At 37.8% G+C, this 19,225-nt stretch carries 21 protein-coding genes and 1 tRNA gene; 14 read left to right on the top strand and 8 right to left on the bottom strand.

The genetic code is table 11. The features are described from left to right. Positions 1 to 31: 31 nt before the first annotated feature. A complete protein-coding gene (glyA, locus tag AC52J8_RS06000; RefSeq protein WP_002118126.1) occupies positions 32 to 1,285 on the bottom strand; it encodes a serine hydroxymethyltransferase in 1,254 nt (417 codons plus the stop codon). 60 nt (positions 1,286 to 1,345) lie between these two features. Between glyA and AC52J8_RS05995 the strand changes: the two genes are divergently transcribed. Beyond that, positions 1,346 to 1,507, top strand: coding sequence for a hypothetical protein (locus tag AC52J8_RS05995; protein WP_080632641.1), 162 nt, complete (start codon positions 1,346 to 1,348; stop codon positions 1,505 to 1,507). Between the two features lie 23 nt (positions 1,508 to 1,530). Here AC52J8_RS05995 and AC52J8_RS05990 read toward each other — a convergent pair whose 3' ends face one another. Further along, a complete protein-coding gene (locus tag AC52J8_RS05990) occupies positions 1,531 to 2,760 on the bottom strand; it encodes an alpha/beta hydrolase (RefSeq protein WP_086399184.1) in 1,230 nt (409 codons plus the stop codon). 248 nt (positions 2,761 to 3,008) lie between these two features. Between AC52J8_RS05990 and AC52J8_RS05985 the strand changes: the two genes are divergently transcribed. The 11 genes from AC52J8_RS05985 to AC52J8_RS05935 all read left to right on the top strand — a co-directional run bounded on the left by AC52J8_RS05985 (position 3,009) and on the right by AC52J8_RS05935 (position 12,168). Further along, positions 3,009 to 3,695, top strand: a complete 687-nt coding sequence (locus AC52J8_RS05985) for a putative quorum-sensing-regulated virulence factor (protein ID WP_032035691.1) — start codon at positions 3,009 to 3,011, stop codon at positions 3,693 to 3,695. A gap of 144 nt (positions 3,696 to 3,839) precedes the next feature. Next, positions 3,840 to 4,469: a hypothetical protein gene (locus AC52J8_RS05980; protein WP_086355386.1), complete on the top strand. Its 630-nt coding sequence runs from the start codon at positions 3,840 to 3,842 to the stop codon at positions 4,467 to 4,469. A gap of 102 nt (positions 4,470 to 4,571) precedes the next feature. Next, positions 4,572 to 4,648: transfer RNA gene (locus AC52J8_RS05975), tRNA-Arg, on the top strand. Positions 4,649 to 4,765: 117 nt separating this feature from the next. Continuing rightward, a complete protein-coding gene (locus AC52J8_RS05970; protein WP_002118101.1) occupies positions 4,766 to 5,701 on the top strand; it encodes an ABC transporter ATP-binding protein in 936 nt (311 codons plus the stop codon). After that, positions 5,698 to 6,471, top strand: coding sequence for an ABC transporter permease (locus tag AC52J8_RS05965; protein WP_002118099.1), 774 nt, complete (start codon positions 5,698 to 5,700; stop codon positions 6,469 to 6,471). The genes AC52J8_RS05970 and AC52J8_RS05965 overlap by 4 nt, the downstream gene beginning before the upstream one ends. Beyond that, positions 6,468 to 7,280 (top strand): NADPH-dependent 7-cyano-7-deazaguanine reductase QueF, encoded by an 813-nt coding sequence (gene queF, locus AC52J8_RS05960; RefSeq protein ID WP_086399239.1) that lies wholly within the window; start codon positions 6,468 to 6,470, stop codon positions 7,278 to 7,280. The genes AC52J8_RS05965 and queF overlap by 4 nt, the downstream gene beginning before the upstream one ends. A 23-nt stretch (positions 7,281 to 7,303) precedes the next feature. After that, positions 7,304 to 7,954, top strand: a complete 651-nt coding sequence (locus tag AC52J8_RS05955; RefSeq protein ID WP_002118229.1) for a hypothetical protein — start codon at positions 7,304 to 7,306, stop codon at positions 7,952 to 7,954. Positions 7,955 to 8,080: 126 nt separating this feature from the next. Further along, on the top strand, positions 8,081 to 9,223 hold the full coding sequence (gene rodA, locus AC52J8_RS05950) for a rod shape-determining protein RodA (protein WP_017398602.1): 1,143 nt from the start codon (positions 8,081 to 8,083) through the stop codon (positions 9,221 to 9,223). A gap of 19 nt (positions 9,224 to 9,242) precedes the next feature. Next, entirely contained in the window at positions 9,243 to 10,244 is a 1,002-nt protein-coding gene (mltB, locus tag AC52J8_RS05945; RefSeq protein WP_014207240.1) for a lytic murein transglycosylase B, read from the top strand. Between the two features lie 289 nt (positions 10,245 to 10,533). After that, a complete protein-coding gene (locus AC52J8_RS05940; protein WP_002118141.1) occupies positions 10,534 to 11,145 on the top strand; it encodes a septal ring lytic transglycosylase RlpA family protein in 612 nt (203 codons plus the stop codon). A gap of 573 nt (positions 11,146 to 11,718) precedes the next feature. Continuing rightward, positions 11,719 to 12,168, top strand: a complete 450-nt coding sequence (locus tag AC52J8_RS05935; protein ID WP_078210489.1) for an Mpo1 family 2-hydroxy fatty acid dioxygenase — start codon at positions 11,719 to 11,721, stop codon at positions 12,166 to 12,168. 43 nt (positions 12,169 to 12,211) lie between these two features. Here AC52J8_RS05935 and AC52J8_RS05930 read toward each other — a convergent pair whose 3' ends face one another. The 6 genes from AC52J8_RS05930 to rpsB all read right to left on the bottom strand — a co-directional run bounded on the left by AC52J8_RS05930 (position 12,212) and on the right by rpsB (position 16,583). Next, positions 12,212 to 12,529, bottom strand: a complete 318-nt coding sequence (locus AC52J8_RS05930; RefSeq protein ID WP_017386543.1) for an AzlD domain-containing protein — start codon at positions 12,527 to 12,529, stop codon at positions 12,212 to 12,214. Between the two features lies 1 nt (position 12,530). After that, positions 12,531 to 13,247 carry an AzlC family ABC transporter permease gene (locus tag AC52J8_RS05925; protein WP_060464751.1) on the bottom strand — a complete coding sequence of 239 codons (717 nt, stop codon included), beginning with the start codon at positions 13,245 to 13,247 and terminating at the stop codon, positions 12,531 to 12,533. An 88-nt stretch (positions 13,248 to 13,335) separates the two neighbouring features. Then, complete coding sequence (locus tag AC52J8_RS05920; RefSeq protein ID WP_005068210.1) at positions 13,336 to 14,160, bottom strand: helix-turn-helix transcriptional regulator; 825 nt, start codon at positions 14,158 to 14,160, stop codon at positions 13,336 to 13,338. 106 nt (positions 14,161 to 14,266) lie between these two features. Then, the gene (locus tag AC52J8_RS05915; RefSeq protein WP_017480734.1) at positions 14,267 to 14,752 is read right to left on the bottom strand and encodes a DUF3465 domain-containing protein; all 486 of its coding nucleotides are present in this window, start codon (positions 14,750 to 14,752) and stop codon (positions 14,267 to 14,269) included. 65 nt (positions 14,753 to 14,817) lie between these two features. Continuing rightward, positions 14,818 to 15,693, bottom strand: coding sequence for a translation elongation factor Ts (tsf, locus tag AC52J8_RS05910; protein WP_002118238.1), 876 nt, complete (start codon positions 15,691 to 15,693; stop codon positions 14,818 to 14,820). A 137-nt stretch (positions 15,694 to 15,830) separates the two neighbouring features. Beyond that, positions 15,831 to 16,583: a 30S ribosomal protein S2 gene (gene rpsB / locus AC52J8_RS05905; RefSeq protein ID WP_002118204.1), complete on the bottom strand. Its 753-nt coding sequence runs from the start codon at positions 16,581 to 16,583 to the stop codon at positions 15,831 to 15,833. Positions 16,584 to 16,793: 210 nt separating this feature from the next. On the opposite strand from rpsB, the gene map reads away from it, so the two are divergent. Beyond that, entirely contained in the window at positions 16,794 to 17,621 is an 828-nt protein-coding gene (map, locus tag AC52J8_RS05900; protein ID WP_002118165.1) for a type I methionyl aminopeptidase, read from the top strand. Between the two features lie 203 nt (positions 17,622 to 17,824). After that, on the top strand, positions 17,825 to 18,967 hold the full coding sequence (locus tag AC52J8_RS05895) for an OmpW/AlkL family protein (RefSeq protein ID WP_086399240.1): 1,143 nt from the start codon (positions 17,825 to 17,827) through the stop codon (positions 18,965 to 18,967). Positions 18,968 to 19,225: the final 258 nt, after the last annotated feature.

Below are 19,225 nucleotides of genomic sequence, written 5' to 3'. Positions count from 1 at the left end.
CGCCATACGGCGCTTTTTTTATATTTACAACTTATTGTGCGTATACAGGGAATTTTGCACAAACAGTTTCAACTTTCGCTTTTACGTCAGCAATAACTTTTTCGTCACCTTTGCTGTCAATCACGTCAGCGATCCAACCAGCAAGTTCACGAACTTCAGCTTCACCGAAACCACGAGTTGTTACCGCTGGAGTACCGATACGGATACCAGAAGTCACAAATGGAGAACGTGGGTCATTTGGAACTGAGTTTTTGTTCACAGTAATGTGAGCAGCACCTAACCAAGCATCTGCATCTTTACCAGTTACATCTTGCTTGATTAAAGATAACAAGAACAAGTGGTTGTCTGTACCGCCAGAAACAACATCATAACCACGAGCGATGAATACTTCAGCCATAGCTTGAGCATTTTTCACAACTTGTTGTTGGTAAGCTTTGAAGTCATCAGACATAGCTTCTTTGAAGCAGATTGCTTTAGCAGCAATCGCATGCATTAATGGACCACCTTGGTTACCAGGGAATACAGCTGATTGAAGTTTTTTCTCAATTTCTTCATTCGCTTTCGCAAGGATTAAACCAGAACGTGGACCACGAAGTGTTTTATGAGTCGTCGTTGTTGTTACGTCAGCAATTTGAACTGGGTTTGGATATACGCCAGCAGCAACAAGACCTGCAACGTGAGCCATATCAACAAAAAGGTAAGCGCCAACTTTGTCCGCGATGTCACGGAAACGTTGCCAATCTACAACACGGCTATAAGCAGAGAAACCAGCAACGATCATACGTGGCTTGTGCTCTAACGCTAAACGTTCAACTTCTTCGTAATCAATCTCGCCAGTTTCAGCGTTTAGACCGTATTGAACTGCATTATAAGTTTTACCAGAGAAGCTTACTTTTGCACCGTGAGTCAAGTGACCACCGTGAGCCAAGCTCATACCCAAAACTGTATCGCCCGGGTTAAGAAGCGCTAAATAAACAGCAGAGTTAGCTTGTGAACCAGCGTGTGGTTGAACGTTTGCGTAATCTGCACCAAAAAGTTCTTTAGCACGATCAATCGCCATTTGCTCGATGATATCCACATACTCGCAACCGCCATAATAGCGTTTGCCTGGATAACCTTCTGCATATTTGTTCGTAAGTTTTGATCCTTGTGCTTCCATCACAGCAGGAGAGCAATAGTTTTCAGATGCAATTAACTCGATATGTGCTTCTTGACGCTCACCTTCAGAAGCAATTGCTTGAGCTAATTCTGGATCAAATTCAGAAATGGAAATATTGGCAAACATTAGCGGGGGTCCTATAAATTAGGGCTTTTAAGCCGTGCTAAGATTGCGGCATATTGTAGCATGAACTTTATAATTAAACAGAATGAAGTTAGCTCAGTTTTAAATAAAAATGGCTCAAGTTTTATAAAAAATGAGCCATTGTTTATAAATCAAATAAAAAGCTCGTTTAAAGCTTATATTTTAAATGTCTTCATCGTTAATTTTAGCTTACAACAATATTAAAAAGTTTTTAAATATCAATAACTCTATTGAGCTGAGAGTAAAGTCTGAACATTTCCAACAATGTTGTCTACATTATTACTCATCACCGTGCCATGGTCCCAGTTACCCGTCACATAACTATTAATTTTAGTGCCTAAGGTAGTGGCATTAAATATCAATAGATCAGTTGCTAATTTAGGTACTGTAGGATCAGCTATCCCTTGATAAATGATGATTGGAGTAGTGACTTTTACTTGTAACGGCTGTGAATCTTTTTCCAAAAATGTCTTAACTAGCGGCACTGCCATAAAATTAGGTTGTGTACGTGTAAAGCCATCTAGTGTGCCATTATGGTCTTTAGCATAATTACTCATACCCTCATAAAAGGCTCCATACAATGGTCCTGAACAAAGGTTTTCTGCTTGTGCGGCAATACTTGAAATTTGTGAAGTAAATACTTGTGAATAATTAAAGGCAGGTTGTGTGTTGCGAATGCCAGCTGTAACCAAAGCTGTATATGTATCAAGCTGTGCATAGGTTGCAATTTTAATATCTATCGGTGCATTCGCAACTTGCGCCTCTCCATCTACTAAAATACCCCCTAGATTAGAAGCAGGTGCTACCGCTACTGTACCTTTATAGTCTAGTTGTGCACGACTCGCATATTGTGCAGCACCTAATGCAGCATGCCCACCCTGAGAATGTCCTACTGTTAACCATTTTTTTGAAGTTAATAAGTTACGCTGTAATAAATAATTGCGTGTTGCAACCACCGCATCTGTAATTGAAAAAGCCTCACTTTTAACATTTAAAAAAGGATGTATGCCTGGTGTACCTAAACCCTCATAGTCAGGTGCGACCACAACATAACCTGCGGCTAGTAATTTACTAATTAAATCTTTTGTACTTTCTGCTAAAGCTGCTTTACTTGGTGCGCAAGCATCTGCCACACCCGTAGTGCCATGGGCCCAAACCACAATTGGCCAACCGCCTACTGGCGGTGGAGTATTTGGTGTAAATACCAAACTGGTTGCCTGTACCTCTTGGCCACTTTGACCTAACATTTTATAAGTCAAAATACTACTTTCTGCGGCAACTGATCCTAAGTTGGTACTTGTGTAAGCCTCAACTTTAACAACTGGATTCTGAATATTATTGATTGGTGTCCCTGATGGATTAGTAGGAGCTGAGCCATCATCACTACTCCCTCCTCCACAAGCGACTAAAAATAAACTCGTGCTAAGAACGCTCGTCATTAATAGGTTCATTTTCATTGGTATATCTTCCCTTAAATTCCATTTTTGTTTTGCTTTAGTTTTTTAATCAACATTTCCTAATGTCTTAAAATATTTACGCCTAATCTTTATTTTCCGCAAGTTCTATTGGATGAAATTAATCTCTGAAAACTCTATTTTTAATATAAATTAACGTTCTCGCTACTCTCAGGCCTCACTTCATGTTTTAAAGTGGGTAGCCAACTGTTAACATTCTTGATTATTCGTGATTGATTAAAGGGCCAGTTATGCAAACCATTATTTTAGATACAGAAACACATACACTAAATGGTTTGCCAATTGAAATTGCGTATGCCCCTATTGAGATTAATGCAGGCAAGCTCACCTTAGATAAAAGCAAATTATTTGATCAACTTTATCAGGTTGGTACACCTATCTCTTACGCGGCTATGGCAGTACACCATATATTAGAGTCAGATTTAGAAAACCAGCCCCACTATAAAACTTTTAAATTGCCAGAGACTACAACTTATATTATTGGTCACAATATTGATTACGATATTGCCGCGATTGCTCGTTGTGGCGTGGATGTCTCTCATATCAAACCGATTTGTACTCTAGCTTTAGCGCGTAAAACTTGGCCTGAAGCAGAAGCGCATAATATTTCTGCACTCATCTATATGATTTCTCAAGGCAGCGGTAAAGCGCGAGAATTGCTCAAAGGCGCGCACCGAGCCGATGCGGATATTATTTTGACTGCTAATATTTTGATGCATATTGTCTATCATTTAAATATTCAAGACATTGAAGAGCTTTACCGAGTTTCTGAAGAAGCACGTATCCCTACGACTATTAATTTTGGTAAGCATAAAGGCACAGCTATTGCTGAACTCCCTAAAGACTATATTCAATGGTTATTACGCCAAGATGAACTTGACGTCTATTTACGTAAAGCGTTAGAAGGCGCATTTTAAAGTCTTAAATAGATGATATTCATCAATTCTTCATCATATTGTCATTTTTGAGTTTTATGGTTAACCCCATTTATATTTTATTAAAAACAGTACTGTTCAACCGAGAAAATTGGACAGTCTGATTTATTTTTTATTTGGGGAAAAATGATGGCTGGTTTTTATCGAACCAATTTAGGAAGAGTCGCGCTTCAACAACGCAACATTACTTTAAATGCAAAACAAAGACGTTTATTACTATTAATAGATCACGAAGATTTTCAAAATTTAAATAGCGAATTTAAAAAACGTATTGCATCTCCAGAGCTTATTCAACAGCTTATCGACTTAAAACTCATTGCTCCTTCTGGCGAAAATTATTCAGAATTAAATGAACAAATATCTTTCCCACAATTATCCGTAACTACAATAGAAGCTCATCAAAAAAATAATATAGATGATAGTAAAAGTAACGATATAGTTAGTGAAATTCAGGTTACTCAATCATCATCTTTTCAACTTTCACCTACTGAAATTACTCAGCCACCAATTCAAGTTCAACAGCTCTCTTTTGAAGAAATACAACAGTTGATGAAGCAAACCTTGAGTCAATATTGTGGGCTTATGGCAAAACCACTTATTCAGAAAATAGAGCAAATAAAAACGCTGCAAGAGCTTAAAATGTGCCAAATGCAATGGATTACCAGCTTACAGGAGTCGCGTATTCCGCCTAATGAGCTAGCACATACGCTCCATTCTATTAATTATTCAATTCAACTTATTCAACAACGCATCTAAAAAAGCAACAAGCTGCTGTTTAATTAAGCATTAAACTCACTTGTTACCTATTTCGTGCTTTACCTATTGGTGTTTTTTTCCTATGATGTGGCCCACACATGTGCGCTCGTAGCTCAGTTGGATAGAGTACAGGTTTCCGAAGCCTGGGGTCGTGGGTTCGATCCCCGCCGAGCGCACCAGTTTATATATAATAACTTCATAAATTTATCTCAATTTCATAAAATTCCGACTATTTTACTTGGTTTATTAATCATTATCGCTCAAAATACACCCCTCTTTCATAATGTGAGAATTTCATGACTGATGCTTTGGTTTTAAGAGATTTGTCCAAAACATATCGTAATGGTTTTCAGGCGTTAAAAGGTATTAACCTCACTGTGCCTGAAGGTGAATTTTATGCGTTGTTAGGCCCAAATGGTGCCGGCAAATCAACAACCATTGGTATTATCAGTTCCCTCACGAAAAAAACCGAAGGAACAGTTGAGATTTTTGGACACAATCTCGACACTCATCCATCCTTGGCAAAACAACAACTTGGCGTTGTCCCTCAAGAATTTAACTTTGGACAGTTTGAAAAAGCGTTCGATATTTTAGTCACCCAAGCTGGCTATTACGGCATTCATAAAAAGATTGCAGAAAAACGTGCCGAACATTATTTAGAAAAGCTAGGCCTCTGGGAAAAACGCAATATACAAGCACGTATGCTATCAGGTGGTATGAAGCGCCGACTCATGATTGCACGTGCCATGATGCATGAACCTAAACTTCTTATTTTAGATGAGCCTACTGCGGGTGTTGATATTGAATTACGCCGCTCTATGTGGGATTTTCTAACCGAAATGAACGAAAGCGGTACTTCTATTATTTTGACTACACATTATCTCGAAGAAGCAGAAATGTTGTGTCGTCAAATTGCTATCATTGACCGCGGTGTCATTAAAGAAGACACCAGCATGAAAAGTTTCTTAAACCAGCTGAGTGAAGAGTCTTTTATTTTTGATTTGGCAGAACCCATTGCCCCACTCCAGTTAAATATTATTGGTGTGAAGTTCAACTTAATTGATAGCAGCACTTTAGAAGTGACAATGGATAAAGCACATACATTAAATGACTTATTCCAACTTTTAGAATCACAAGGTATTCGTGTTCGTAGTATGCGTAACAAATCGAACCGTCTAGAAGAGCTATTCGTCAAAATGGTCGAGAAAAATCTTGAAGGAGAGGCAAAATGAATTTTAGCCAACTGCAAATTGCCCTCTGGACTCTAGTTCGTAAAGAAGTACGCCGATTTCTACGTATTTGGCCGCAAACCTTGTTACCACCTGCGATCACGATGAGTTTGTACTTTGTCATTTTTGGTAATTTGGTTGGTTCGCGCATTGGACAAATGGGCGGCGTGAGCTACATGCAGTTTATCGTACCCGGCCTCATCATGATGGCGGTTATTACCAACAGTTATGCTAACGTATCTTCAAGTTTCTTTAGTGTGAAATTCCAAAAGAGCATTGAAGAACTGATTATGAGTCCCGTACCACTACATATTATTTTGTGGGGCTATGTCATTGGTGGTATTTGCCGTGGTGTATTGGTCGGAGCAATTGTGACGACAATGAGTATGTTCTTTACAGACCTCTTTATACATAACTGGTTCGTAACTATATATACAGTCTTAATTACCTCGGTTCTTTTCTCATTAGGTGGTTTTATTAATGCAGTTTATGCAAAATCATTTGATGATATTTCTATTATTCCAACATTTGTCCTTACACCTTTAACCTATTTAGGTGGTGTATTCTATGCTATTAGTGCACTTGGCCCTTTTTGGCAAAAACTTTCTTTAATTAATCCTATTGTGTATATGGTTAACGCTTTCCGTTTCGGCATTTTAGGTCATAGTGACGTGAACGTTACGTTCTCTTTAATCATTGTGACATTATGCTGTGCTGTACTTTACGGAATTGCCTACTATTTACTTGCTCGTGGTTCAGGAATGCGTGAATGAGTGTCGAACAGTCTTTATTGGGTAAAGAAACTCAATATCCAACTAACTATCAACCTGATGTTTTATTTCCAATTGCTCGTGCTCAGTCTCGTGAAGCCTATTCGCATATTGAAGGTATTACACAAGGTAGAGATTGGTGGCATGTTTTTGAAATTTCATGGTTAAACGCTCATGCTATCCCGCAAGTTGCTATTGGCAGAATTACACTGCCAGCTTCTTCACCAAATTTGATTGAATCAAAGTCATTAAAGCTTTACTTCAATAGCCTTAACTTCACACAGTTTGACTCTAAACAATCATTTATTGAAACAGTTGAAAAAGACTTATCGGCTGCGGCCGGTGCAAAAGTTGAGTTAACCTTATTTCAAGTAGATGATTTAGAGATTTCTAAACCTCAAGGCATTTGTATTGATGACTTAGATCCAGAGCGTTTAGAGCAACATCCAGATGCGACTCTTTTAAAACGAGATGCGTCTGATGAAGAAGTCGAAATTGAACTATATTCTCATCTTTTAAGAAGTAACTGCCCAGTCACGGGACAACCAGATTGGGGTACAGTTTTTATCCGTTTTAAGGGCAAAAAACCTTGTTATCGTAGTGTTTTAGCTTATATTATCTCGTACCGTCAGCATAACGGCTTTCACGAACAATGTGTCGAGCAGATTTTTGCGGATATTTGGCAAAATTTGCAGCCTGAAAAGCTGATGGTTTATGCAACTTATACTCGTCGCGGCGGACTTGATATTAACCCTTGCCGAGTATCGGATCTTTCATGGATGCCAAAACCGATTCGATTGGCACGACAATAAAACGAATAATTTGAGGATACACCATGCCGTTTTTTGGTTTTACCCCTTCTGAAGGCTTATTGAACGATATACAAACTGGAATTGCGAACAAAAATTCTAGTGAGCCTTTATACCCACTTCGCGATAAGATTGCTTTACAACTTAATGAAGAGATTATTGATAATGTCTTAATTCAGTTAGTTCAGCACTTCCCTGCAAGTGAAAAGCGCGATACTGCCGAAAAACTAGCAGGCTATGTCAAATCAACAGTCGCTGTTCTTTTAAAACAATTGTTAAGCAAAGCGCCAAACGATGTTGTTAAACAGTCAGTAGAGTTCTCTGAAAAAAGCTTATTTAAAGATCCACAAGGTCAATATAAAGTAGGTGTAACTCTAGATCCTAGCTTAGTCACTAATCTTCAGCATAACTTCACTGAGCTTAAGGCGGGTAACGATATCAATAAAGCTGCATTGGCTGAACTGTATAAACAGTTTGGAGATGCTATGGTTAAACATTTTATGTCTGATTTTAATAAGACATTAGACCTTGGCATGATTAAGCGTAAAGCAGCTGATATTGGTGCGGCAGCTGTAACAAAAGCAGTTCATATTGCGATCGACAAACTCATCCCTAGCTTAAATCGCACTGAACTAAAAGCGATGGCTGAATATCACGAAAGTCTATTCTTTAACTAATAAAAAATAGCCTATCGGAAACCTAGCGAGAGCTAGGTTTTTTTATTGCAAAATATTGATATACATTGCCATTAATCAGGTTTATGTTAGCATGCGCCAAGCACTGATTGACCTAGTTAACGCCGCATGTCTCCTAGCCCACAATATAAGTTTTTACGCCAAGCTCCTCGAGATGGTCTTAGCACCGCTATGCAACCATCAAGGTGGCAACAACTCCACATTGACCCGTGGTTATGTCTATTTTTGCTGTTAAATGCGCTATTAGGTTTAACCGTACTATATAGTGCTTCAGCACAGGATGTAGGATTGGTCAGTAAACAAGCCATGAGTTTTGGTATTGGCTTTTTAGTGATGTTTGGTCTAGCCCAAATTCCGCCCAAGGTCTATCAAGCGTTTTCTCCCTACTTTTATTTGTTCGGCCTATTTTCGCTTGTGGCAGTTATGGTATTCGGTGAAGTCCGAATGGGTGCTCAGCGCTGGATTGATATTCCGGGTTTCGGAAGTGTCCAACCCAGTGAGTTCATGAAAATCGGCATGCCGATGATGATTGCATGGTTTCTAGCACGAAAACCTCTTCCTCCTAGTTTTTCACAAGTTGTTTTATCATTAATGTTAATTGGTATTCCCTTTTTACTGATTGCAGAACAACCTGATTTAGGGACATCACTTTTAGTATTAGCAAGCGGTATATTTGTCTTATTTTTAAGTGGACTATCGTGGCGAATGATTGGTGCAGCTGCCGCATGTGCAGCAATCGTAATTCCAATTGCGTGGGAATTTCTTTTACACGACTATCAACGCCAAAGGGTTTTAACTTTACTTGACCCAGAAGCAGATGCACTCGGTACGGGGTGGAATATTATTCAATCTAAAACTGCAATTGGTTCTGGTGGTTTTTCAGGTAAAGGCTTCCTTGAAGGCACCCAATCACATTTACACTTTTTACCCGAAGGACATACTGACTTTATTATTGCTGCATATTCCGAAGAATTTGGACTCATCGGTGTACTTATTTTAGTAGTCCTTTATTTTGCCATTATTTTTAGAACATTCCAGATCGGTTTACAAAGCTTCCATAACTATGGACGTTTAGTTGCTGGCGCCTTTGGTTTGTCTTTTTTTGTTTATGTATTTGTAAATGCGGGAATGGTCAGTGGTATTTTACCTGTAGTAGGTGTTCCTTTACCTTTTATGAGTTATGGCGGAACAGCTATTATTACTTTAATGGCCACCTTTGGTTTAGTCATGTCCATTCATACACATCGATAATCTGGAATTTTAAAACGATATGTTGTCTCAACACTTAAATAAAACTTTAAAAATGCTCGCTTTGTGTACTGGCTTAATCAGTACAAGTCATTTCGCTCAGGCCAACGATTTTGCAACACATCCTGATTATTTGAATTTTAAACAAAAAACGATGAATGCTTATGGCTTAAGTAGCGATCAAGTCGATGCAGCCATGAGTGGCGCAAAAAATTTACCAAACATTCTAAATATTATGACTCGTCCGGGTGAAAGTAAGCCTTGGTATGATTATCGCTCTATGTTCTTGGTTGAAGGCACAATTCAACGTGGTGTCCGTTTTAAAAATCAATATGCAGATGCGTTAAATCGCGCAGAACAACAATATGGCGTATCTCAAGCTGTCATTTTAGGTATTTTGGGCGTTGAAACAGGCTATGGCGCAAATAAAGGTTCTTTTATTACACGTGATGCTTTAGCTACCCTTGCTTTTGGCTACCCTCGCCGTGCTGAATATTTTGGTGATGAGCTAGCTGCTCTTATTGCATGGACTTATAAAGAAGGCTACCCAACAAATAGTATTGTAGGTTCCTATGCAGGTGCGATTGGCTATCCACAATTTATGCCAAGCAATATTAGTAAATATGGGGTGGATTATGACGGTAATGGACATATCGACTTAAGAAACTCAGCAGAAGATGCTATTGGATCAATTGCAAACTACTTAGCAAAACAAGGTTGGCAACGCGATCAACCGATCGGATTTATGGCACGTTACACTGGGTCAAATCCGGAAAGTATTATTGCTAAAGATTTAACACAACCTTTCCCATATGGTGCATTAAAGACACTCGGTATTTCTCCATTGAATCCTGTAGTTAAAATTGATGATCTCGATATGGTGAATGTTATTCAATTACAAGACTATAATGGTCCAATTTATTATTTAACTTACCCGAATTTTCAAGTGATTACGACTTATAATAAGAGCCGCATGTACGCTACAGCTGTATGGTTATTAGGCACCGAAGTAGCTAGCCGATAGGCTAGCTTTTTTATTCTTTATGTAAAAGTCAATAAATATTTTTGTTAAACAGATCACAATACATACATTTTTAATAAGTTGTTACATTATTGATTATTTTTTAACCTAAAACTGTAAGTTTTTGCCCTTTTTGTAAAGATTTCTCGTTAAAGACTAGACACTCTCCGTAACCGGTGAATATTATCCACCCCAATATAGCAATTGCAAAAGTGAATAATAAGGCATGTTCACTTTAAATTTCAGTCAATGGCTGAAAGAAAAAAGTACATGTTCTCAGGAGTTTATACAAATGCAGTTATCGCTGAAATACGTTCTTGCACTGACGGCTAGTTTAAGTATGGCCCCACTGCACGCTGAAATGGTGCAGTCATCATCATTAAACAGTGATGTAGATGGTCCTAATCTAGCAGCACGTGTATTGAGTAAAGATACTCAAAACTTTAATTCTCGTTTTTCTAACATTAACAGTCTTTCAATCACTGAACGTTCTGGCGATCAAATCCGTCGTCAAGCTATCGCAGCAAAAATTGAAATCCCTGAAGATGAGCCTTCAGTGATTGAAAAACTTAACACAGTAGCTTCAAACACTGTTCGTAAGTTTAGCCAAACTGGTATGGCGTCTTGGTATGGCCGCCAATTCCATGGTCGTAAAACTGCAAGTGGTGAAACATTCGACATGAATGCTTTAACTGCTGCTCACCGTAGCCTACCGTTGAACTGTTACATTCGAGTAACGAATAAAGACAATGGTAAAAGTGTGGTTGTAAAAGTAAATGACCGTGGTCCTTTCCATGGCAACCGTGTACTTGACCTATCATACGGTGCAGCTAAACGTCTTGGTATTACTAATGCTGGAACAGCTAAAGTAAATATTGAGCGTGTTGATGGCCCAACTTCATAAGTTATAGCCTCTCGAGTTCATGTAAAAAGCCGCAGTTTTTTCTGCGGCTTTTTTATATTTTAAGTTATCAAAATAATTCCTAACTTAAAGTTAAAAAATCCTCTTTTTTTGACCCTTATCCAGCTCTAAATTTGAATATTTTTTAAACAAAAAACTATGTTTATTTAATACCAGTTAATTTTACGTCTAATTTGCGTTTAGAGCGTCTTTTTTAAATTTGCGCTACCCTAGTACCATTTCTCCAAAATAAAGGCTATTTATGGCGTTTTTAGAGTAGATGAGTAGAGCTTTTTCATACAATTTTCCCATCAATCTCAAAATCACGCTTTTTTAGATGATTTCATCATCTAGCAACACAGAAAAAATATTATGAAAAATCGCCCCATTCTTGAGGTCGAATTGACCACCTTTTCAACCACAGTCACATTATTTTTTCGTTTGCCCTTTCTTAGGTATTTTTAATACAACGCTCCCTATAGTTGAATAGTGTTAGTTTCTTGTCGAGATCCTCAAGAACAGGCTAAAATATACTCACAAAAATAAATCGAAGTTAAAACAAGGAGTGTACTACTAATGAAATCCATTTCTGAATGGTTTGATGAATATAGCGAAAGTCATCAAAATCCAACCAATAAACAAATTCACTGGCTTTGCGTTCCCGCCATTTTATTTTCTATTATTGGAATCATTGCACATTTCAGTACATTGCTTACTGCTTTATTACTTGTGTTGACCTTAGTATTTTATGCACGTTTAGATCTTGTACTTGCTGTGGCAATGGCTGCTTTACTTGTTGTTATGGCATGGCTCATTTATACCCTACCTGTAGGAGTCGGGTTTTATATCGCTATTTTTGTGATTGCTTGGGTTGGACAATTTTATGGACATAAAGTGGAAGGCAAAAAGCCCTCGTTCTTTAAAGATTTACAATTCCTACTAATTGGACCAGTTTGGTGTATGGATGCTTATCTCTCAAAAATCTTACCAAAATGGAAAAGCAGACAAAAACAAGCTCTTGCTTAAAGATGAATTTAAAGCTGAATCCTTTCGATTCAGCTTTTGCATGTTAGTAATTTATTAGAAAATTTATAAAATAAAAAAATCCTAAACTTGCTATCACACTTAAAAGAACTTTTTTTAGGTACATAGCAATCACAATACAAAAAATTGCTGCATAAATATAAGGATTATTTATCACGCCTCTTAAATGATTACCATCGAAAAAAATAACTGGAATACAAATTGCAGTTAACAAACAAGGTGCAGAATAGTTAAGCATTTTATTCAGAATAAGCGGCAGTTTAATTTTTACGTGAGGTTCTAAAAAATAATAGCGATTAAAAAAGACGATTGCTGCCAAGCCTAAAATCATAAACCAAGACATATTATTGCTCCTTACCTATTTCTTCAGTTAAAACAGCAATCAACATTCCCATCAATCCTGAAAGTAAAATCGCACCCTCAATTTGATAAAATTTAAATAAAAACCCACTTAAACAAGTTGTTAGCACCCCAGCTATGACCGGAAATCCTTTACATAACGGCACAATCATAGCAATAAAAATAGCAACGATCGAAAAATCCAAATGGTAATTTAAAAGATCAGGTATCACTGTCGCCAGCAGTATTCCCACCAAACTAAAAGCAACCCAAAATAAATAAAAACATAGTCCAGCTCCCAACAGATATTCCGAACTTCTTTTTTCAAATGGAGCACTCACCGCAAACAATTCATCTGTTAATAAAAAGCCTAAACTCAATCGTTTAGGTAGAGACAAGATAGAAATGTCATTTCTTAAAGTTAATGCATAAATAAAATGCTGAGCCGTTAAAAAGAAAATAGTCAAATAAATTGTAAAAACAGAAGCACCTTCCATAGCCATGCTTAAACTAACCAACTGAGCAGCTCCAGCAAAGATGAGCCCAGACATTGCTAGTGCTTTATAGAAAGATAATCCTGCATGAATTGCCATAGATCCCGCTAAGATTGCCCACGGAATAACAGAAATTGACAAGGGCAAAATATCCATTGCACCACGTAAAAATAAATAGGATGGCTTATTGTTTGAAAACCCAACTGGCTGATTAAGCTGAATATTCATATATAAAATCCAATATAAGAAACATCTCTATACCATGCTTGATGAGTGCCGACTTATATTGGATAAAATTGCTTTAAAACTAATTTATTTATATGTTCAAACTCGCTACATATTGAGTGGGTGTGACGCCCATTGCTTTTTTAAAGTGACGGTTAAAATGGCTTTGGTCAGAAAAACCACATTGTTGTGCCACCATGGCAATTTGGTCCCCCTGTTTTAATAACTGTCTTGCTTTTTGTAAACGTGCTTGTACAAGCCAAGCGTGAGGTGGCAGACCTACATATTTTTTAAATTGCCTTAAGAAATGCCAAGCGCTCAAGCCGACCATGTCAGCCAAATCTTGTAAAGAAAAGTTTGTTTCAGGCATTTCTACGAGTAATTCTTTAACTCTTAATATTTTTGAATATGCTTCTGGTAACTCACAAAAAGTATGATTTGATTTACCATGTCTCTTCATAAGACAAGCTAAAGTTGTTAAATACATCGTTTCTTTGAGCAGGAAATTATCTTTTTGTTCTAATAAATCAAAAAGTAAGCAAAGCTGTTGAGCCAAACCTAGGTCGCGAATCACGGCTTGAGGAAACCATGGTGCTCCATGTGGATTTTCAAAAAAATCTTGGCTAACTTCTGCTAACATTTCAGGTGTTGGATAGATCGCTCGATAACGCCACCCTGACTCAACAGCCGATGAACCAGTATGAATCTCGTCAGCATTGACTAAAATAATATCGCCTTTAGGAGCTACATGTAGCTGTCCTGTCCTAAAAAAAGACTGTGCTCCCTCTTCAATCACACCAATACAGTACCCTTCATGAGTATGCTTTGAAAATTGTGTTTGGTGATAATGTGCTTTTAATAACTCTAAACCGCCCAACTCTCGCACATGCAGATAATCGGCTTGCTCCCGCTGCATAAATACGTCTCATCTATTCAATAAAAAAAACCATAGCATGTTTTAATAAACTGAATAGAACAAAATTGCTCTATGAAAATAATCTGATTAAACGTTCACGTGAGCTTTATTGATAGATCTGTCCGTCATGTTTAAGCCATCCACTTTCATGACGCCCTTGTGGATCGTGATGAGTCCAATGTAGTACACCACCTTTTGGGTTGTACTCATATTCGCCATAAAACTCAACGATGTCACCTTTATTTAGATTAGAAATTTTAGGTGCCAAATCGATATTATGTGCAACCAAAATTGAAAGACCATTTTTTAATACTAGAATGAATTTCTGGTGTCTTGACCCATCATTATCATCTCTTAAAATTGTTTTGACTCGACCTCTTCCCTGCACTTGAACATTACTTTGTCTCTGCTCATAAGCAGCTTTTACAGTGTCCACCCCATTATTTAAAAATGTAGTTTCATTACGCTGAGCTGCGGGTATAGTTGATGAGGGTGATTGACTTTGCTTATGCCCAGATAAATCTAGACCAAAATACGCAGCAATCAATAAAATAATCACACCAGCAATACTGAGATTTTTTTTATTTGTCATTGTATACCCTTATTTTAACTGAGATAAAAAAAGCCCCAATGGGGCTTTTTTTATTGTGATACGAATTACTTCGCAGCAGCTTGAGCAGCAGCAACTTCTTCAGCGAAGCTAAGTTCTGCTTTCTTCTCAATACCTTCACCAACTTCGAAACGTACGAATTCAGCAACAGTAGTACCAGTTGCTTTTAATACATCAGCAACTTTCTTGTCGTTGTCGATTACATACATTTGACGATCAAGAGCAACTTCGTTCAAGTATTTATCAACTGAACCAGTTACCATTTTCTCAACGATGTTAGCTGGCTTACCAGATTCTAACGCTTTCGCTTCAGCAATTTCTTTTTCTTTAGCGATAAGGTCAGCAGGAACAGCTTCAGCATTTACAGCTACTGGGTTGAATGCAGCAACGTGCATTGCAATACCTTTACCAGTATCAGCATCACCAGTATAAGAAACTACAACACCGATTTTTAAACCGTGTTTGTAGATAGCCAAGTTTTCGCCTTCAACGATTTTCGCGCGACGAACTTGGATGTTTTCACCGATTTTTTGAACAAGTGCAATACGAGCTTCTTCAACTGATTGACCGTCTGCTAATTTTAATTCAGCGATTTTAGCAGCATCAGTTTCACCAGCAGCTAAAGCAGCAGTAGCAACAGCTTTTGAGAAGTTAGAGAAGTTTTCGTCTTTAGCAACGAAGTCAGTTTGACAGTTAACTTCAACTAAAATTGCCTTGTTGCCTTCTTGAACGATTGTGATTGCACCGTCAGCAGCAATGTTACCAGCTTTTTTAGCAGCTTTAGCTTGACCAGATTTACGAAGGTTATCAATAGCAAGCTCGATGTCACCGTTCGCTTCTGTTAATGCTTTTTTGCATTCCATCATTGCAAGACCAGTACGGTCACGTAATTCTTTTACCATGCTTGCAGTAATTGCAGTCATGTTGATCTCCTAAAATCGGTAGAAAATAAATCTTTTCAACAAAAACGGCCCAAAGAAACTCTGGGCCGTTTGCACTCTCGACGCTTAATTTGCCACCATTACATGTCGCAAAAATGACAAGCCTGCGTCAAAACGCATTAAGCCTCAGAAGCGTCTTTCGCAGCGTCATCGCCTTTTGCTTGAGCGTTCGCTTGAGATTGAGCGTATTCTTTACCAGCAAGAATTGCGTCAGCCATAGCTGAAGCATATAGAGTTACTGCACGGATCGCATCATCGTTACCAGGAATAACGTAATCAACGTTGTCTGGGTTAGAGTTTGTATCAACGATACCGATAACAGGAATACCTAAGTTCTTAGCTTCTTTGATTGCAATCGCTTCGTGATCAACGTCGATTACAAATAATGCGTCAGGTAAACCACCCATGTTTTTAACGCCGCCTAAAGAGCGCTCAAGTTTTTCCATCTCACGAGCACGTTCTAAAGCTTCACGTTTAGTAAGCTTAGCAAAAGTACCATCTTGAGATTGAGTTTGAAGATCTTTTAAACGGTTGATAGATTGGCGAAGTGTTTTCCAGTTCGTCAACATACCACCTAACCAACGGTGATCTACATATGGTTGACCAGCGCGTTGAGCTTGTTCACGGATGATGTTAGAAGCAGCACGTTTTGTACCAACGAACAAAACTTTGTTCTTTTTGCTTGCTAATTGGTTAGCGAAGTTCAAAGCATCATTTAACGCAGGAACAGTGTGCTCAAGGTTGATGATGTGAATTTTGTTGCGCGCGCCAAAAATGTATTGACGCATTTTTGGGTTCCAGAAACGAGTTTGGTGACCAAAGTGCGCACCTGCTTGAAGAAGGTCGCGCATGCTTACGTTGTAATCTGCCATTTTCTTTACCTTAAAAGTTGGGTTAGGCCTCCATATATCCGCATTCTCCACCTTTTTACGGGCACCCAGAGTAATGTGACGATATATGTGCGGATTTTTTACTCCATCTATCAAAATTGTTCGTAAAAGATATTCACGAAAAGCATTTGATAAAATGGGCGGCTATTTATACCATAGACACTTGTAAATTACCAAAAGTTTTTAGAGATCATGAACAGTACTTATACAGCTCCACGTCGATTAATCAAAACTCCAGATGAAATTGAAAAAATGCGCATTGCAGGACGACTGGCGGCTGAAGTTCTAGAGATGATCAAGCCCCATATTAAGGCAGGTGTAAGTACACTTGAACTTGATACCATTTGTCGTAATCACATTGAAAATGTGCAACATGCTATTCCTGCATGTGTAGGCTATGGTGGAGCTCCTGGGCGCCCTGCTTTTCAACACTCTATTTGTACTTCGGTTAACCATGTTGTCTGTCATGGTATTCCCTCTGAAAATAAAATTTTAAAAAATGGTGACATCCTTAATATTGACGTTACTGTCATTAAAGATGGTTATCACGGCGATACCAACATGATGTATGTCGTTGGTGGTGAAACTTCTATTTTAGCCAACCGTCTATGCAAAGTTGCTCAAGAAGCGATGTATCGTGGGATGGCAACTGTTAGAGATGGTTCATATTTAGGTGATATCGGCCACGCAATCCAAAAGTATGTCGAATCAGAACGTTTTAGTGTAGTACGCGAATATTGTGGTCACGGTATTGGAACTGTTTTCCATGATGAACCTCAAGTACTCCATTATGGTCAAGCTGGTACAGGTATGCGTCTGGAAGCAGGTATGACTTTTACGATTGAACCTATGGTAAATGCTGGCGTATGGCAAACTAAATTGTTAGGTGATAAATGGACTGTCGTAACCAAAGACCATAAACTTTCAGCTCAGTATGAACATACTATTTTAGTTACCCAAACAGGCATTGAAGTCTTAACTGCTCGTCCTGAAGAAGACTTATCTCGCTTCAACCAATAATTTAAAAAACTTAAATAAAAGGCTACTCTGTGTAGCCTTTTATTATTTATTATGTATTTTTTATTAATAAATCTTTCTAAATATAAACAAATATTTCAAAAAAATTACAATTATTAATTTTTAATACACAATCTATTCAATAAAACAAGGTATGGTGGGCTCAATAAAAATCAGTAAACAAATGTCGGACATGGAGTCCTTTTATGATGAAAAAGTCATTATTTTGTATGACAGCTGCCTTTTTTGCTCTGCCAACATTCACTTATGCCGCTTCACCATATTTTAGTTTTAAAGATGGCGATGGCTTCAAACGTTTTTCTGTCTCTGCTGGTCCTTTATATGTCAAACCAACAGGAAAAGCTCAGCCTTTACATGTAAATACTGCAATCGCAGAAGGAACAAAAACAAGAGTAGGAGATGTAAAAGGTGATTCAGTATTAAATTCCATTGATGAATCACAACCAAATGCAACAGCTAAAAAGGCATTACTCAAAGGTGTATTAGATTTCGAGAGAAATACACTTCTTAACCTAGGGTTGCCTGGTATCGTATCTTATAAAGGTGATGACGGAGCTCAGTATCTAAGAGCAGATACCGCAGGCTCTGCAGTAATTAATGGCCTCTCCTCTTGGGATAATCCTGGTACTGGTCTTGAAGCTGATGATGTAACAACACTAGGTTTAATGACAAGTTATTTCTTTACAGATAATGTTTCATTAGAAGTGAAAGCCGGCATTCCACCTAAAGTCGATCTACAAGGTAAAGGTAAAATCTATGCCCCTCTTACGGGTACAGCCACTCCAGAAGATTTAGGTGTAATTGTCGGAGACCTACCGCTTAAAAATAATATTTTTATTACCGATCTTGAAGCCCATGGAAGTGCTGCATCAGCTCGTGCCTGGACACCAGCTTTTGAACTTCAGTACCATTTTGGCAAGACTGGCGTAAATAAATTTAGACCGTATGTTGGACTAGGTGTGATGTATGCCTATTTCAGTGAACTGGAAATGAATCCTGAAATTGAAAATGATTTAATCAATGCAGGTCATATGATTGTGAATATTAAAGAAGGTAAAGCTGGAGCTGCTCTTGATCGTAAAAAAAGTTCTGGTGATCCTAAAGTAGACCTTGAGGCATCTGATGCAATTGCACCCGTAGCAACTTTGGGTTTCACCTATGACTTCAATGACAAATGGTATGCGGTTGGTTCTGTCTCTTACGCTCACTTAAAAACAGATACGACTATTACAGTCAATGATGCCAAATATGGTGAATTAATTAATGCAAAAGCAGATATCGAAATTAATCCAATTTTAGGTTATGCCGGTATTGGTTATCGCTTCTAATTTTTGTGTCACCCAAAGCTATAAAGACTTATGCACGTTTTTATAGCTTTCTTTTTTCCAAATTTTGCTTCTTTTTAAATCAAAATGCTAAAAAAATGAGCACTTTTATAAAGCCGATAGAAAAAATTTACCGCCTTCCTCTCTTATGAGCATTTATTGATTTATTTGTGTTTTTTAATTAATTTTATTTTTAATAAACTAACTCAATAGAATTAGAAAGTAATTTTTCCTTTTTAGTAAAATTAATTTTTTGGCACA

It is taken from the genome of Acinetobacter sp. S-1, assembly GCF_059579785.1.
Note: the sequence above shows the minus strand (reverse complement) of the source record. Positions and strands in the feature narration are given on the sequence as shown.